Origin of the sequence: Marivita lacus (assembly GCF_014637725.1) — a bacterium.
Classification (GTDB): domain Bacteria; phylum Pseudomonadota; class Alphaproteobacteria; order Rhodobacterales; family Rhodobacteraceae; genus Marivita; species Marivita lacus.
The window spans coordinates 954,106-968,185 of the sequence record NZ_BMFC01000001.1; the positions used below are offsets into that span (position 1 = coordinate 954,106).

Below are 14,080 nucleotides of genomic sequence, written 5' to 3' on the forward strand. Positions count from 1 at the left end.
TTGATAAAATTTTGGACCCGTGAGACCGTTTGACATCTGTTCAAGCTGACCTCGGAGTATGAAGATGGACGCCAGAACGTTGAAAGAAGGCATCGTTTCGGGCCGATTGGATGCCGACGCGCTGAACGCGAGCTTCGCGGACCTGCACGCGCCACTCGGTGATCACGAGGCGTTGGTGGCGACGGATCGTTGCTATTTCTGCCATGACGCACCCTGCATCACCGCCTGTCCCACCGATATCGACATTCCGCTTTTCATCCGTCAGATCGCCACCGGCACACCCGAAGCGGCGGCCAAGACGATCCTGACGCAGAACATCCTGGGCGGCATGTGCGCCCGCGTCTGCCCGACCGAAACCCTCTGCGAGGAAGCCTGCGTGCGCGAGGCTGCCGAAGGTGAGCCGGTGCGGATCGGGCGCCTGCAGCGCTATGCGACTGACACGCTGATGGCGCAGGGGGTGCACCCTTTCTCCCGGGCGGCTCCGACCGGCAAGCGCATTGCCGTTGTCGGGGCCGGTCCGGCAGGCTTGGCCTGTGCGCACCGGTTGGCGATGTACGGGCATGATGTCGTGGTGTTCGATGCGCGACCCAAGCCGGGGGGCCTGAACGAATATGGCATCGCCGCCTACAAGAGCACCGAGGATTTCGCCGCGCGCGAGGTCGAGTGGTTGTTGCAGATCGGTGGGATCGAGATCCGCACGGACATGGCGCTGGGCCGCGATGTGACGATGGATGACTTGCAAGGCGCGTATGACGCCCTGTTCCTCGGGATGGGTCTGGGAGGTGTGAACGCCCTGACCGCGCCGGGGGCCGACAAGGATGGTGTTCTGGACGCGGTGGACTTCATTGCCGACCTGCGGCAGGCCACCGACCTGAGCACCTTGCCCGTGGGACGCGACGTGGTCGTGATCGGTGGCGGCATGACAGCCGTGGATGCGGCGGTGCAGTCGAAGCTGCTCGGTGCGCTGAACGTCACGATGGTATACCGGCGGGGACGTGACCGGATGAATGCCTCGGTCTGGGAACAGGATCTGGCCTCAGCCAAAGGCGTGCGGATCATCACGAATGCCGCACCTGTCGCGGTGCATGGCAATGGCAGCGTGCGTGAGATCGAGTTCGAGTTCACAGATGACGATCTGAACCCGACGGGCCAGACCTTTCGGCTTGCTGCCGATCAGGTGTTCAAGGCCATCGGCCAGACGCTGAGCGGCGAGGATCTACCTGATCTGGACGGACGCAAGATTGCCGTTACCGGTCCTGGACGCACCTCGGTCGCGGGTGTCTGGGCCGGGGGGGATTGCGCTTCCGGCGGGGATGACCTGACAGTGACGGCAGTGGCCGAGGGGCGCGATGCCGCCGAAGATATTCATGCCGCGCTGATGCGCGCCTGATCCGGGAGGATTGAGAATGGCTGATCTGACGACTGATTTCGTGGGCATCAAGAGCCCAAACCCGTTCTGGCTTGCCTCTGCGCCGCCGACGGACAAGGAATACAACGTCCGCCGCGCCTTTGAGGCCGGGTGGGGCGGTGTTGTCTGGAAAACGCTTGGTGAAGCCGGCCCGCCCATCGTGAACGTCAATGGTCCGCGTTATGGCGCGATCTGGGGCGCGGATCGGCGGCTCTTGGGGCTGAACAATATCGAGCTGATCACCGACCGTCCGCTGGAGGTGAACCTGCGCGAGATCAAGGCGGTCAAGCGCGACTACCCCGACCGGGCGATGGTGGTGTCCCTGATGGTGCCCTGCGAGGAGGCGGCGTGGAAGGCGATCCTGCCATTGGTCGAAGAGACAGGCGCGGACGGCATCGAGCTCAATTTCGGCTGCCCGCACGGCATGTCCGAGCGTGGTATGGGATCGGCCGTGGGGCAGGTGCCCGAGTATATCGAAATGGTCACACGCTGGGTGAAGCAGAACACGCGCATGCCCTGCATCGTCAAGCTGACGCCCAATATCACCGACATCCGCAAACCTGCGATGGCAGCCCATGCCGGTGGGGCCGATGCGGTGAGCCTGATCAACACGATCAATTCGATCACGTCTGTCAATCTGGATCTGTTCGCTCCCGAGCCGACTATCGACGGCAAGGGGGCGCATGGCGGCTATTGTGGGCCCGCGGTCAAGCCGATCGCGCTCAACATGGTTGCCGAGATCGCGCGTTCGCCCGAGATGCGGGGATTGCCGATTTCCGGCATCGGTGGTGTGACCACTTGGAAAGATGCGGCAGAGTTCATGGCGCTGGGCGCGGGCAATGTGCAGGTTTGTACGGCGGCCATGACCTATGGGTTCAAGATCGTGCAGGAGATGATCTCGGGCCTGTCGCAATATCTTGACGAAAAGGGCATGGAGACGACCGCCGATCTGGTTGGGCGGGCGGTGCCAAATATCAGCGACTGGCAGAACCTGAACCTGAACTATGTCACAAAAGCGCGGATCAATCAGGATTTGTGCATTTCCTGCGGACGGTGTTTCGCAGCCTGCGAGGATACCTCGCACCAGGCGATCGCGATGTCCGAGGATCGTGTGTTTACCGTCAAGGACGACGAATGTGTGGCGTGCAACCTGTGCGTGAACGTGTGCCCGGTCGAGGCCTGCATCACGATGGAAGAGCTGGATACCGGTGTGGTCGATGAGCGGACAGGTCGGCCTGTTGCAGCGGAGCATGGGGATTGGACGACCCATCCGAACAACCCGGCGGTGGCGCAGGCGGCGGAGTAAGGAAGGGGCGACTTTTCCGCACGCGCTTAACAAAATTTTATGGGGAGCCATGAGAATCTTCGTACGAAGATTCTCGGCTGTGCCCATAAAATTCTGGGATTGATTGGAACTGCCCACTCGACATCGAAAGGCCAAGAGCATCGTGTGGACTCAATTTAAGGAATATGGAGAGTCGTAGCGCATTTGGCGTGGTCAACCGATCCGGGTGATTGGCCTGGAATGACACACGATCAGGTAGTCCGTGCCAACATCAAAAAGCTGGAAACCCCGCGCCTGTACCTCTGCCCGCAAAAGGGTTAGCCCGACCTCGCGGTGGATCGCCCCTTTCTTGCGACGGACAACGCCCTGACGGCGCACGGCATCCGCGCTGAACAACTGATCTCGCCAGCCCGGATTGTAGGCAGTTGGGGACTCGAAGGGATGATACATCAACATGCCGACAGTTTTGACGAAGATGGTTAAGTCCGCGTAAACAGCGCTACGGCGTCAGGAGTTTCCGGAACATCATCTCGACGAATTCGTCGGCGCCCCGTGCGCGCTTGTCGTCGCCGGGCAACAGGACCGCGATCTGCGCCTCGAAATCGGCGTAGTGCTGGGTGACCGCCCAGATCGAAAAGATGAGATGCGCCGGGTGCATCTGCGCCAGTTTGCCCGCGTCCATCCAGCGGGTGATGATCCCGATCTGCCTGTTGAAAAGCGGTTTCAGCGTGCTTTCCAGATGTGGCAGCATACGCGGGGCACCCTGAACAATCTCATTGGCGAAAAGACGGGATTCGCGTGGGTAAAGACGGCTCATTTCCATCTTTCGGCGGATATAGCCCAGTATTTCCTCAAGCGGGTCGCCGTCGGGGTTCATCGCGTCCAGAGGGCTCAGCCACTCCTCCATCAGCATGTTCAGAAGGTCGATATGGATCGCTTCCTTGCTTTCGAAGTAGTAGATCAGATTTGGCTTGTGCATGCCGCAGGCTTCGGCGATCTGGTCGAGCGTGGTGCCGCGGAACCCGTGTGTGGCAAACAACCCGAGTGCGGCATCCCGGATTCGCTGGCGATTTTCGGTCTGGATACGGCTGAGCTTACGGGCAGGACTGGTCACTGGCGATGTCTCTCATGCTTTATTTTCAGGCACGACCGGCGCTGACGGGGCGCAACGGAACTCTTCATTCGAGAACATACCTTGACAGCTTGGGGGCACGTTGCAATCGTAACTTTACCAAATGGTAAAAAACTTGCGGGTGTCGCACAGGCATCACGCGGGAGGCACCAGCGGCGAGGGGAAAGACATGGCAGCAGCCGGAGAAAACCTGAGGATCGACGGCGACCGCCTTTGGGACAGTCTCATGGAGATGGCGCAGATCGGACCGGGCATCGCGGGCGGCAACAATCGTCAGACCCTGACCGACGAAGATGCCGAAGGCCGTGCGCTGTTCCAGAAATGGTGCGAGGACGCGGGCTGCACCATGGGTGTCGACGAGATCGGCAACATGTTCGCGCGGCGCGAGGGCACCGACCCGGACGCGCTGCCGGTCTATGTGGGCTCGCATCTCGACACACAGCCGACGGGCGGCAAATTCGACGGCGTTCTCGGCGTGCTGGGCGGTTTGGAAATTTTGCGGTCGTTGAATGATCTGGGGATCAAGACAAAACATCCGATTGTCGTGACCAACTGGACCAACGAAGAAGGTACGCGATTTGCGCCTGCGATGTTGGCCTCCGGCGTGTTCGCGGGCAAGCACGATCTGCAATGGGCTTACGACCGCGAGGATTCCAAGGGCAAACGCTTTGGCGACGAGCTGGAGAGAATTGGCTGGAAAGGCAGTGAACCGGTCGGGGATCGCAAGATGCATGCCTTTTTCGAGCTGCACATCGAACAGGGTCCGATCCTCGAAGCCGAGGGCAAGGATATCGGTGTGGTTACCCACGGGCAGGGGCTGCGCTGGATCGAGTGTACGGTGACCGGCAAGGAAAGCCATACCGGATCGACACCGATGCATATGCGCAAGAACGCGGGCCGGGGCCTCGCTTTGATCACCGAACTGGTGCACGAGATCGCGATGAAGAACCAGCCCAACGCGGTGGGGGCCATCGGGCATATCGACGTCTACCCCAACAGCCGAAACATCATTCCGGGCAAGGTTGTCTGTACCGTCGATCTGCGGACGCATCTTCTGGACAAACTGAATGCGATGGTCGACGAATTCATGGACCGTGCGCCCAAGCTTTGCGAAGAGATCGGCGTCACTTTCGACGCGCATATCGTTGGCCAGTTCGACCCGCCTGCGTTTGACGAGACCTGCGTGACCGCGATCCGCGATGCGGCCGAACGGCTGGGTTACAGCCATATGAATATCGTCTCGGGCGCGGGGCATGACGCCTGCTGGATCAACGACGTGGCCCCGACCGCGATGGTGATGTGCCCCTGCGTTGGCGGGCTGTCGCATAATGAGGCCGAGGAGATTTCCAAGGACTGGGCGGCGGCAGGAACGGATGTTCTGTTCCATGCGGTTGTCGAGACGGCGGAAATCGTCAGCTGATTTGGGGGCTCTGCCCCCGTCGCGCAAAGCGCGACTCCCCCGAGATATTTTTGAACCAGAGAACTCAGGACCACGGAGCACACCATGACCACAGTGATCAAGAACGGAACGGTTGTCACAGCGGACCTGACCTATGAGGCGGATGTCGCGATCGAGAACGGGGTCATCACCGCAATTGGTCCGAACCTGAAGGGCGACACCGAACTGGACGCGACCGGGTGTTACGTCATGCCCGGCGGAATCGACCCGCATACCCATCTCGAAATGCCGTTCATGGGCACCTATTCGTCTGATGACTTTGAGTCTGGCACACGTGCGGCGCTGTCGGGGGGGACCACGATGGTGGTGGATTTCGCCCTGCCCTCGCCGGGGCAGGGGCTGCATGACGCGTTGCAGATGTGGGACAACAAGTCGACCCGCGCCAATTGCGACTACTCGTTTCACATGGCGGTCACCTGGTGGGGTGAGCAGGTGTTCAACGAGATGGAGAGCGTGATCAAGGATCGCGGCATCAACACGTTCAAGCATTTCATGGCCTACAAGGGCGCGCTCATGGTCAATGACGATGAGCTTTACGCGTCGTTCAACCGGCTGGCCGAACTGGGCGGGATCGCGATGGTTCATGCCGAGAACGGCGATGTGGTTGCCGAACTGACCGCGAAGCTGCTGGCCGAGGGCAACACCGGGCCGGAGGGACACGCCTATTCGCGCCCGACACAGGTGGAAGGTGAAGCGACCAACCGTGCCATCATGATCGCGGACATGGCGGGTGTGCCATTGTACGTCGTGCATACGTCTTGCGAAGAGGCACACGAGGCGATCCGGCGGGCCAAGATGCAGGGCAAGCGCGTCTGGGGCGAGCCGTTGATCCAGCATCTGACATTGGATGAAAGCGAGTATTTCAACCAGGATTGGGACCATGCCGCGCGCCGTGTGATGTCACCTCCGTTCCGCAACAAGCAGCATCAGGACAGCCTTTGGGCGGGTCTGCAATCGGGATCTCTTTCTGTTGTGGCGACGGACCATTGTGCCTTCACGACCGAGCAGAAGCGGTTCGGTGTCGGTGATTTCTCGAAGATTCCCAATGGGACTGGCGGGCTCGAGGATCGGATGCCGATGCTCTGGACACATGGTGTGACGACCGGGCGGCTGACCTTGAACGAGTTTGTGGCCGTCACCTCGACCAATATCGCCAAGATCCTGAACTGCTATCCGAAGAAAGGCGCGGTCCTGGTGGGGGCGGATGCCGATCTGGTGGTGTGGGATCCGGAGAAGGAAAAGACCATTTCCGCCAGCACGCAGCAATCGGCCATCGACTACAACGTGTTCGAGGGCAAGCACGTCAAGGGCCTGCCGCGATTCACGCTGACCCGGGGGCATGTGGCGATTCATGATGGCGAGGTGCGGACGCAGGAAGGCCATGGCAAGTTCGTGAAACGCCCCGGCAACGGTACGGTGAACCGGGCGCTGTCGACGTGGAAAGAGCTGACCGCGCCGCGCCCGGTGGAGCGGACCGGTATCCCTGCGACGGGTGTTTGATGCAAGACACGGCAGAGGCTCCGGTCATTTCCGCCACATCGCTGGACCTGACCTTTCAGACCAATGACGGGCCAGTGCATGCCCTGTCCGGCGTCGATCTGAACATCGCCAAGGGCGAGTTCGTCAGCTTCATCGGGCCATCGGGCTGTGGCAAGACCACGTTCCTGCGCTGTATCGCGGCGCTGGAGATGCCGACGGGCGGAACGCTGACGGTCAACGGCATGAGCGCCGACGATGCGCGGCGGGCGCGGGCCTATGGGTATGTGTTTCAGGCGGCGGGGCTGTATCCTTGGCGCAGCATCGAGAAAAACATCGCGCTGCCGCTTGAAATCATGGGGTATTCCAAGGCCGAACAGGCCGACCGGATCGCGCGGGTTCTGGACCTCGTGGAACTGTCGGGCTTCGGCAAGAAATACCCCTGGCAATTGTCTGGAGGGATGCAGCAGCGCGCCTCGATTGCGCGCGCGCTGGCCTTTGACGCCGATATCCTGCTGATGGACGAGCCGTTCGGAGCGCTGGACGAGATCGTGCGCGATCACCTGAACGAACAGCTTTTGGAGCTTTGGGCGCGGACGGAAAAGACGATTGCCTTTGTCACCCATTCGATCCCGGAGGCGGTGTACCTGTCGACCAAGATCGTCGTGATGAGCCCGCGACCCGGGCGGATCACCGATGTCATCGACAGCCCACTGCCCAGGGAACGCCCCTTGGACATTCGCGATACGCCGGAGTTTCTGGCCATTGCACACCGGGTGCGCGAAGGGCTGCGTGCGGGGCATGCATATGAGGATTGAGGTGCCATGAGGGGCCTGTTGCCGATCCTGACCGTGCTCGCCGCGATTGTGGCGATTTGGTATGCGGCTGTGGCCCCGATGAATATTCGCGGTGCGCTGGATGTGGCGGAACGGGCCGGGGCGGAGGTGATGCCCACGGAATCCCTTGCCCGGTTCGAGCGTCCGATCTGGCGGCTGATGGTCGACAATCCGCAGTATATCGCGTTGGGATACAGCCTTGACCGGCCGCGCCTTCCGACGCCGGTTCAGGTCGGGTCGGAGCTTTGGAAAACCACTGGAGAGATGGCGCTGAACGGGCGGGCGTTTTCGAAACGGTCGCTGATCTATCACGGCTGGATTACGCTGCATTCCACGCTCTGGGGCTTTGCGCTTGGCACTGTTCTGGGCATGGCGGGCGCGATTGCCATCGTTTACAGCCGCGTCGTGGACATGAGCCTGATGCCTTGGGCCATCATCAGCCAGACGGTGCCCATCGTGGCGCTGGCACCGATGATCATCGTGCTGTCCAGCCAGGTCGGGATCGAAGGGCGCACCGTGCCGAAGGCGATCATATCGGCCTACCTGTGTTACTTCCCGGTGCTCGTTGGCATGGTCAAGGGCTTGCGGTCGCCGGGTGCGGCGCAGTTGGACCTATTGCAGACGTATTCGGCGTCAGGGTTGCAGGCGTTTCTGAAACTGCGCCTGCCCGCGTCGATGCCGTACCTGTTCACCTCGCTCAAGATCGGGATTGCGGCGGCACTGGTGGGGACCATCGTGGGCGAATTGCCGACAGGGGCGATTTCGGGACTGGGCGCGCGCATCCTGATCGGGGACCAGTTCGGCACACCTCTTGCGATCTGGGCCGCCTTGTTTGCAGCGGCGATCCTTGCGGGTGTTCTGGTGACCTTGCTTGACCTGACGCAGCGTGCGACCCTCAAACGGATGGGGATGCAGGCATGAGCTGGCTGGTCTTTGCCTTGGCGTTCTGGATCGGTGCCTGGGCGCTGAACACCTACCTGGCCAACTCGCGCTGGCGCGGGTCGCTGTTCGTGCGGGTTCTCGTTCCGATGCTTTTCGGTGTGACGCTTATCGTGCTGTGGGAAGGCATCGTTCGGGGGCTGGGCGTGTCGCCGGTGATCCTGCCCGCGCCATCCACTGTGGCGCAGACCTTTGCAGCGTCGACCGACATCCTATGGGAGGATTTTCGCCAGACCGTGCTGAAAGGCGCGCTGTCGGGCTTTGCGATCGGAGTATTGGCGGCCTTTGTCACGGCGATCCTGATCGACCGGTCCGCCTTCCTGACCCAAGGCCTGTTGCCCATCGGCAACTTCGTGGCGGCGTTGCCCATCGTCGGGATCGCGCCCATCCTGGTCAGCTGGTTCGGCTTTGACTGGCAATCCAAGGCCGCGGTCGTGGTGGTCATGGTGTTCTTTCCCGTTCTCGTGAACACGGTGCAGGGGTTGCGCGAAACTGACGCGATGCAGCGCGACCTGATGCGCACCTATGCTGCAACTTATTTCGACACCTTGCTCAAGCTGCGCCTGCCCGCTGCGCTGCCTTTCGTGTTCAACGGGCTGAAAATCGCAACAACGCTTGCATTGATTGGTGCCATCGTTGCTGAATATTTCGGATCCCCCACACGCGGCATGGGGTTCCGGATCTCCACCGGGGTCGGCAGCCTGTCGATCGACCTCGTCTGGGCCGAAATCGCGGTTGCGGCGATGGCAGGCACAGCATTTTACGGCTTGGTGGCATGGGCCGAAAAGCGCGTGACATTCTGGCATCCGTCGCATCGTCGAAGCTAAAAAACGAACCATAACAAGGAGGTAATACCATGAATACGAAACTACTTGGCGCATTGGCCGCGTTTGGTCTTGCAGCACCCGCATGGGCGGCAGACGACGTCACGCTGCAGTTGAAATGGGTCACGCAAGCCCAGTTCGCGGGCTATTACGTTGCGCTCGAGAATGGCTACTACGACGAGGCCGACCTGAACGTCACGATCAAACCCGGTGGCCCGGACATTGCTCCGACACAGGTGATCGCGGGCGGCGGTGCGGATGTGATCGTCGAATGGATGCCCGCTGCCCTGGCCGCACGCGAAAAGGGCCTGCCGCTGGTCAATATTGCGCAGCCCTACAAAAGCTCTGGCATGATGCTCACCTGCTGGAAGGATGCGGGGATCGCGTCGCCGGAGGATCTCAAGAACCGCACGCTGGGCGTCTGGTTCTTTGGCAACGAGTTCCCGTTCATGTCGTGGATGAGCTCGATGGGCATTTCCACCGATGGCAAGAGCGAGAACGGTGTCGAGGTCCTCAAGCAGGGCTTCAACGTCGATCCTCTGCTGCAGCGTCAAGCGGACTGTATTTCGACCATGACCTACAACGAATATTGGCAGGTGATTGATGCCGGCGTCAGCCCGGATGACCTGGTGAATTTCAAGTATGAGGACCAGGGCGTGGCGACGCTCGAGGACGGGCTCTACGTTCTTGAGGAGAATCTGCAAGACCCCGCCTTTGTCGAAAAGATGCAGCGCTTCGTTGCCGCGTCGATGCAAGGTTGGAAATGGGCCGAGCAAAACCCCGAAGAGGCGGCGATGATCGTTCTGGACTATGACGAGACAGGCGCACAGTCCGAAACCCACCAGAAGCGGATGATGGGTGAAGTGGCCAAGCTGACCGCCGGATCGAACGGCGCGCTTGATCCTGCCGATTTCGAACGCACGGTGCAGACGCTGTTGGCCGGTGGATCGGACCCGGTGATCACCGCGCATCCGGGTGACGCCGCGTGGACCCATGCGGTGTCAGACGCTCTGAACTGAGGTCGCATCTGAAATAGTCTTGGAAAAGGGCCGTTCGCGGCCCTTTTTTTACCGCCTCAGCGTATCGCCGTAGCTGATCTTGGGCGTCAATTCGACGACTTTGGGCGTGTCGGCATCGGGCGAGTTGACCCGCTCCGAAATGATTTCCGCCGCCTTGCGCCCGATTTCCTCACGACAGGCATCCATCGTGGCCAGTTGCCGGGGCAATCCTTCCAGCAGCTCTACTCCGTTGAAGCCTGCAAGCCCGATCTGGTTGGGAATATCGATGCCTTTTTCAAGCAGTGTCAGCAGGCCGCCCGCCGCAATCATGTCGTTCGAATAATAGAGAAAATCCAGATCAGGGTCGCGCGCCAGCATCGCTTCGGTCATTTCACGCCCCTTGGCGAGCGCCGATCCGCCCGAATAGAATTGCTGGTCCGCCACCTCGACGCCACCCTTCGCCAATGCGCCGGTAAAGCCTTCGAACCGTTTGCGCGCACGGTGGTCCAGCGGCATCTTGGTGCCCAGGAACCCAATTCGCTGATATCCGGCTTTCAGGATGGCCTCCGCGATCTTGCGGCCTGCGCGTCGATGCGAAATGCCGACCATGGCATCGATCGGGGTGCCGTCCACGTCCATGATCTCGACCACCGGAATGCCGCTTGCCTTGAGCATCGCACGCGAGGCATCGGTATGCTCCAGCCCGGCGATGATCACACCCGACGGGCGCCATGACAGCATTTCATAAAGGACCCGCTCTTCCTTTTCAGGAAGGTAATCCGTGACGCCCACGACGGGCTGCAGTTCGGTCTCTTCGAGAACGGCGCTGATCCCCGACATGACTTCGGGAAAGACCATGTTGCGCAGGCTGGGGATGATCACGGCAACCAGGTTGACACGCTGGCTGGCGAGGGCGCCTGCGATCTTGTTGGGCACGTAACCCAGCGATTTTGCGGCCGTCAACACGCGTTCGCGGGTTGCTGTCGACACATCGCCCCGATTTCGCAACACGCGGCTGACTGTCATCTCCGAAACACCGGACGCCTCTGAAACGTCGCGCAGCGTGAGAGGGCGGGTATCGTCACTGGCCAAGAGCGTCATCCTGTTTTGTTGTCCCATTGTTATCGCAATCTCTTGCGCTCCAGCAAGCGATTGCGGTCCTTGGAAAAAAATGACTGAACTGATGACAAACGGCGATCGGATCAGTATGCCTGTTTCGCGTGGTCCCGTGGCTCAACTGGATAGAGCAGCCCCCTCCTAAGGGGCAGGTTGCAGGTTCGAATCCTGCCGGGGTCACCAAAAACATCTGATGCAGCCAGTCCAAGCAGAAGCGTGCGTAGAAAAAAGATAATAGCGTGCGCAAAACTAAGTCCTTGACGGAAAGCAGCGCCCTGCTTGTGACGAGTTTTTATGTAAGTATATGAATTTACGAAGAAATCATCTCCGTGCGGCTTTGGCTTGTTGCCTCAAGGACAACAACACGTCGAGTAGGCACGCGCGCAGATAGATCGGACCGTAGTCTCTGCCATTGGAAGTAAACCGCGCATCGACGTGGGGTTTCAAGGCAGCCAGCGCAGTATTCCGGTGCTGCCCGGTCTCGGACACCAAAGTCGTCAGCGTCAGGAATCGCTCATGAAACGCCGCAATGTCCGCAGGTGAAAGGTAATGCCGGATTTGACCCGTTTTGGGATCGCCGGCCAACTGCGATGGCGTGTGGCCGTCCTCAACAAATGCCAGGAATGTGCCCTTGCCCCTGAGACCGATTGAACGACCGAATGTGGCCGCTGGGATTAACCCGTCGTCACGATCCTTTTGCTCGACGACTGGTAAGAATTTTTCCAAATCGGAGACACTGACCACGAAGGAATGGTAGCCAGATATGTGTTCCCGCTTTCCTAAGCAAAGCGTTCCTGCCGTAACCTCTGCCAGCAGTCGGTCGAGGGAGTATCCTGACCGCAGTCGGGCGCTCTGAAGCGTCGTCCAGCTCTCGCTTTCTGCCGGAATCTCAATTGCATTCAAGCTCAACTGATCAAGCAATTTTTGTCCATCCCGAGTGCTCCACGGGGATCTGACGGACGACAGTTTGCTACGAGGCACCAAGACGCCGTCGGCCTCGAGCGTTTGCAGTTCCGCCTCAGTCGCGCCGATGGCGCGCTGCATGGCTTGTTTTCCCACCAAGTAGGGGATTTCTTCCAGAAGCTCGGAATATAGCTCTGCGGCAAATATCTTTTGTCTGGGCGAGCGCTGATCATGTGGCTCAAATGTGCCTGCCTCGGTGAGAAGAGCGTTCAATAGCTTTTGTGTGACAATCCGCTTCAGCGAGAAGCCCATTTCGTGGGCGAACTGCCCTGGCCCGTACCCATTTACCGCGGCCAAGCGTGACAGCAGCGATGGGATTGTTTCACGAGGTGTAGGTTTGACGCGAAGCGGAAGCATGGGGGTCATGTACAGCCTTTAGCCGACAAGTCACCAAGGTTTGTAAGCGCGTTCTGCTGTATCTTGCTACCAGAGATAGGAAAAGTTATAGGTACTCGGAAGGTTTACCTTGCGATGCTTAGCGTAGCAGCAATTGAATTGTAGCGTGATTTCGGAAGTCCTTATGGTCCGAAATTCGGACTTCATTGTGCTGTTATCGGCCCTTTGCAGACATAGGGCTTGATCGACAAGGTACGTTCCGATGCCTCAGAAGTGGATCTTCAGGTGCATAGCAGTTGCCCACATGACCATGGCTGTCCCTTTAAATTGCCCCTACAAGGCTACAACTGCACGCAGGCAAGCATTGAGTCAGCTGCGAAATAGGAGCAGCGCCCATGGTAGAGCCAGAAACATTTATATTCCTCGCAGATCTCGCAAAAAACAACCGCAAAGCCTGGATGGATGCACACCGCGAGGAACGCGATGACGCTCTGCGCAATTTCACGGGCATCGCCATAACACTGCACGACTATGCTAATCGCTTTGATCCTTCCGTGGCTGACGCAAAATTCAATCCCAGGCAAAGCTACTCAAAATTCTTTCAGGAGGCGCGCGACCGCGTCGGGCCTGGCCTGTACCGCACGGATGTTGATGTGTTCGCCAACGCAGGTCACCCCGCCGAAGACGTCGGATATTACCTTCATATCGAACCCGGGAATTGCCACGCTGGGGCGGGGCTTTTTCAACCCTCCAAGACAGCCCTTGCAAGGTTACGCTCACGTTTGGTCGATGACCCACATGGTCTGGACGACGTCGTGACCGAACCTGAGTTCATCGAGGTGTTCCCAGACGGGCTTGGTACACGAAAGGCGTTGGGGGCTGTGCCAGACGGTTTTAACCGTAACGATCCGGCAGCGCCCTATCTGAAAATGGTTGGCCTGGGGTGCCGCAAAGACCTGCCAGACGCGCTTCTTCTGAACGACGATATGATTGATCTGTTGATTCCTATCTTCCGCTCTGCCAGCCCGCTGGTGCGATACTTTGACTGATTAAACGGGCGGACTTTTTTCATGTATTCGGAGTCTTATCCGGTGCCATCAGCAATCACACCCGGCCCGTTGCGGACCTTCAACACCATGTTCGGTCGCTGCGATGCGGCCCATCGAACCCGCCGTTCGCTGCATGGTAAGCATTCGCTGGAGGCCGCGGTCAAGCGACCTTGACCAGGGGCGTGGCCCCGTCCCATTCCCACGGCAGCAACTCGTGCAGGCGCGAGACCGGCATATCGGAGATGCGGGCGATGATGTC

The 14,080-nt window shown here is 59.8% G+C and carries 13 protein-coding genes and 1 tRNA gene; 10 read left to right on the top strand and 4 right to left on the bottom strand.

What is annotated here, in order from left to right:
- Nucleotides 1-64 precede the first annotated feature (64 nt).
- Both IEV82_RS04575 and preA read left to right on the top strand, forming a co-directional pair.
- Nucleotides 65-1,390, top strand: coding sequence for an NAD(P)-dependent oxidoreductase (locus IEV82_RS04575; protein ID WP_188480747.1), 1,326 nt, complete (start codon nucleotides 65-67; stop codon nucleotides 1,388-1,390).
- Nucleotides 1,391-1,406: 16 nt separating this feature from the next.
- Nucleotides 1,407-2,714, top strand: a complete 1,308-nt coding sequence (preA, locus tag IEV82_RS04580; protein WP_188480748.1) for an NAD-dependent dihydropyrimidine dehydrogenase subunit PreA — start codon at nucleotides 1,407-1,409, stop codon at nucleotides 2,712-2,714.
- A gap of 192 nt (nucleotides 2,715-2,906) precedes the next feature.
- Here the strand turns inward: preA and IEV82_RS04585 are convergent, their stop codons facing one another.
- Together IEV82_RS04585 and IEV82_RS04590 are read right to left on the bottom strand one after the other, a co-directional pair.
- Nucleotides 2,907-3,149, bottom strand: coding sequence for a hypothetical protein (locus IEV82_RS04585; RefSeq protein ID WP_188480749.1), 243 nt, complete (start codon nucleotides 3,147-3,149; stop codon nucleotides 2,907-2,909).
- 43 nt (nucleotides 3,150-3,192) lie between these two features.
- Complete coding sequence (locus IEV82_RS04590; protein ID WP_188480750.1) at nucleotides 3,193-3,807, bottom strand: TetR family transcriptional regulator C-terminal domain-containing protein; 615 nt, start codon at nucleotides 3,805-3,807, stop codon at nucleotides 3,193-3,195.
- Between the two features lie 187 nt (nucleotides 3,808-3,994).
- On the opposite strand from IEV82_RS04590, the gene IEV82_RS04595 reads away from it, so the two are divergent.
- The 6 genes from IEV82_RS04595 (at nucleotide 3,995) to IEV82_RS04620 (ending at nucleotide 10,378) form a co-directional block, all read left to right on the top strand.
- Nucleotides 3,995-5,245 carry a Zn-dependent hydrolase gene (locus IEV82_RS04595; RefSeq protein WP_188480751.1) on the top strand — a complete coding sequence of 417 codons (1,251 nt, stop codon included), beginning with the start codon at nucleotides 3,995-3,997 and terminating at the stop codon, nucleotides 5,243-5,245.
- An 84-nt stretch (nucleotides 5,246-5,329) separates the two neighbouring features.
- The gene (hydA, locus tag IEV82_RS04600) at nucleotides 5,330-6,784 is read left to right on the top strand and encodes a dihydropyrimidinase (protein WP_188480752.1); all 1,455 of its coding nucleotides are present in this window, start codon (nucleotides 5,330-5,332) and stop codon (nucleotides 6,782-6,784) included.
- A complete protein-coding gene (locus IEV82_RS04605; RefSeq protein ID WP_188480753.1) occupies nucleotides 6,784-7,578 on the top strand; it encodes an ABC transporter ATP-binding protein in 795 nt (264 codons plus the stop codon). Before hydA ends, IEV82_RS04605 begins: the two co-directional genes overlap by 1 nt.
- Nucleotides 7,579-7,584: 6 nt before the next feature.
- A complete protein-coding gene (locus IEV82_RS04610) occupies nucleotides 7,585-8,517 on the top strand; it encodes an ABC transporter permease (protein WP_188480754.1) in 933 nt (310 codons plus the stop codon).
- Nucleotides 8,514-9,362 carry an ABC transporter permease gene (locus IEV82_RS04615; protein ID WP_188480755.1) on the top strand — a complete coding sequence of 283 codons (849 nt, stop codon included), beginning with the start codon at nucleotides 8,514-8,516 and terminating at the stop codon, nucleotides 9,360-9,362. Before IEV82_RS04610 ends, IEV82_RS04615 begins: the two co-directional genes overlap by 4 nt.
- Before the next feature lie 29 nt (nucleotides 9,363-9,391).
- Nucleotides 9,392-10,378: an ABC transporter substrate-binding protein gene (locus tag IEV82_RS04620; RefSeq protein WP_188480756.1), complete on the top strand. Its 987-nt coding sequence runs from the start codon at nucleotides 9,392-9,394 to the stop codon at nucleotides 10,376-10,378.
- A gap of 48 nt (nucleotides 10,379-10,426) precedes the next feature.
- On the opposite strand, the gene IEV82_RS04625 is transcribed toward IEV82_RS04620, so the two are convergent.
- Nucleotides 10,427-11,458, bottom strand: a complete 1,032-nt coding sequence (locus tag IEV82_RS04625) for a LacI family DNA-binding transcriptional regulator (RefSeq protein WP_229747671.1) — start codon at nucleotides 11,456-11,458, stop codon at nucleotides 10,427-10,429.
- A gap of 121 nt (nucleotides 11,459-11,579) precedes the next feature.
- On the opposite strand from IEV82_RS04625, the gene IEV82_RS04630 reads away from it, so the two are divergent.
- Nucleotides 11,580-11,656 (top strand) — tRNA-Arg (locus tag IEV82_RS04630).
- A gap of 138 nt (nucleotides 11,657-11,794) precedes the next feature.
- On the opposite strand, the gene IEV82_RS04635 is transcribed toward IEV82_RS04630, so the two are convergent.
- On the bottom strand, nucleotides 11,795-12,802 hold the full coding sequence (locus IEV82_RS04635) for a TniQ family protein (protein WP_188480758.1): 1,008 nt from the start codon (nucleotides 12,800-12,802) through the stop codon (nucleotides 11,795-11,797).
- A 365-nt stretch (nucleotides 12,803-13,167) separates the two neighbouring features.
- Between IEV82_RS04635 and IEV82_RS04640 the strand changes: the two genes are divergently transcribed.
- Entirely contained in the window at nucleotides 13,168-13,821 is a 654-nt protein-coding gene (locus tag IEV82_RS04640; protein ID WP_188480759.1) for a DUF2461 domain-containing protein, read from the top strand.
- Nucleotides 13,822-14,080 lie beyond the last annotated feature (259 nt).

Bases quoted from the DNA above. Each gene is read 5' to 3' on its own strand.
- IEV82_RS04575 (WP_188480747.1), top strand. From the start codon at position 65: ATGGACGCCAGAACGTTGAAAGAAGGCATCGTTTCGGGCCGATTGGAT.
- preA (WP_188480748.1), top strand. From the start codon at position 1,407: ATGGCTGATCTGACGACTGATTTCGTGGGCATCAAGAGCCCAAACCCG.
- IEV82_RS04585 (WP_188480749.1), bottom strand. From the start codon at position 3,149: ATGTTGATGTATCATCCCTTCGAGTCCCCAACTGCCTACAATCCGGGC.
- IEV82_RS04595 (WP_188480751.1), top strand. From the start codon at position 3,995: ATGGCAGCAGCCGGAGAAAACCTGAGGATCGACGGCGACCGCCTTTGG.
- hydA (WP_188480752.1), top strand. From the start codon at position 5,330: ATGACCACAGTGATCAAGAACGGAACGGTTGTCACAGCGGACCTGACC.
- IEV82_RS04605 (WP_188480753.1), top strand. From the start codon at position 6,784: ATGCAAGACACGGCAGAGGCTCCGGTCATTTCCGCCACATCGCTGGAC.
- IEV82_RS04610 (WP_188480754.1), top strand. From the start codon at position 7,585: ATGAGGGGCCTGTTGCCGATCCTGACCGTGCTCGCCGCGATTGTGGCG.
- IEV82_RS04615 (WP_188480755.1), top strand. From the start codon at position 8,514: ATGAGCTGGCTGGTCTTTGCCTTGGCGTTCTGGATCGGTGCCTGGGCG.
- IEV82_RS04620 (WP_188480756.1), top strand. From the start codon at position 9,392: ATGAATACGAAACTACTTGGCGCATTGGCCGCGTTTGGTCTTGCAGCA.
- IEV82_RS04625 (WP_229747671.1), bottom strand. From the start codon at position 11,458: ATGACGCTCTTGGCCAGTGACGATACCCGCCCTCTCACGCTGCGCGAC.
- IEV82_RS04635 (WP_188480758.1), bottom strand. From the start codon at position 12,802: ATGACCCCCATGCTTCCGCTTCGCGTCAAACCTACACCTCGTGAAACA.
- IEV82_RS04640 (WP_188480759.1), top strand. From the start codon at position 13,168: ATGGTAGAGCCAGAAACATTTATATTCCTCGCAGATCTCGCAAAAAAC.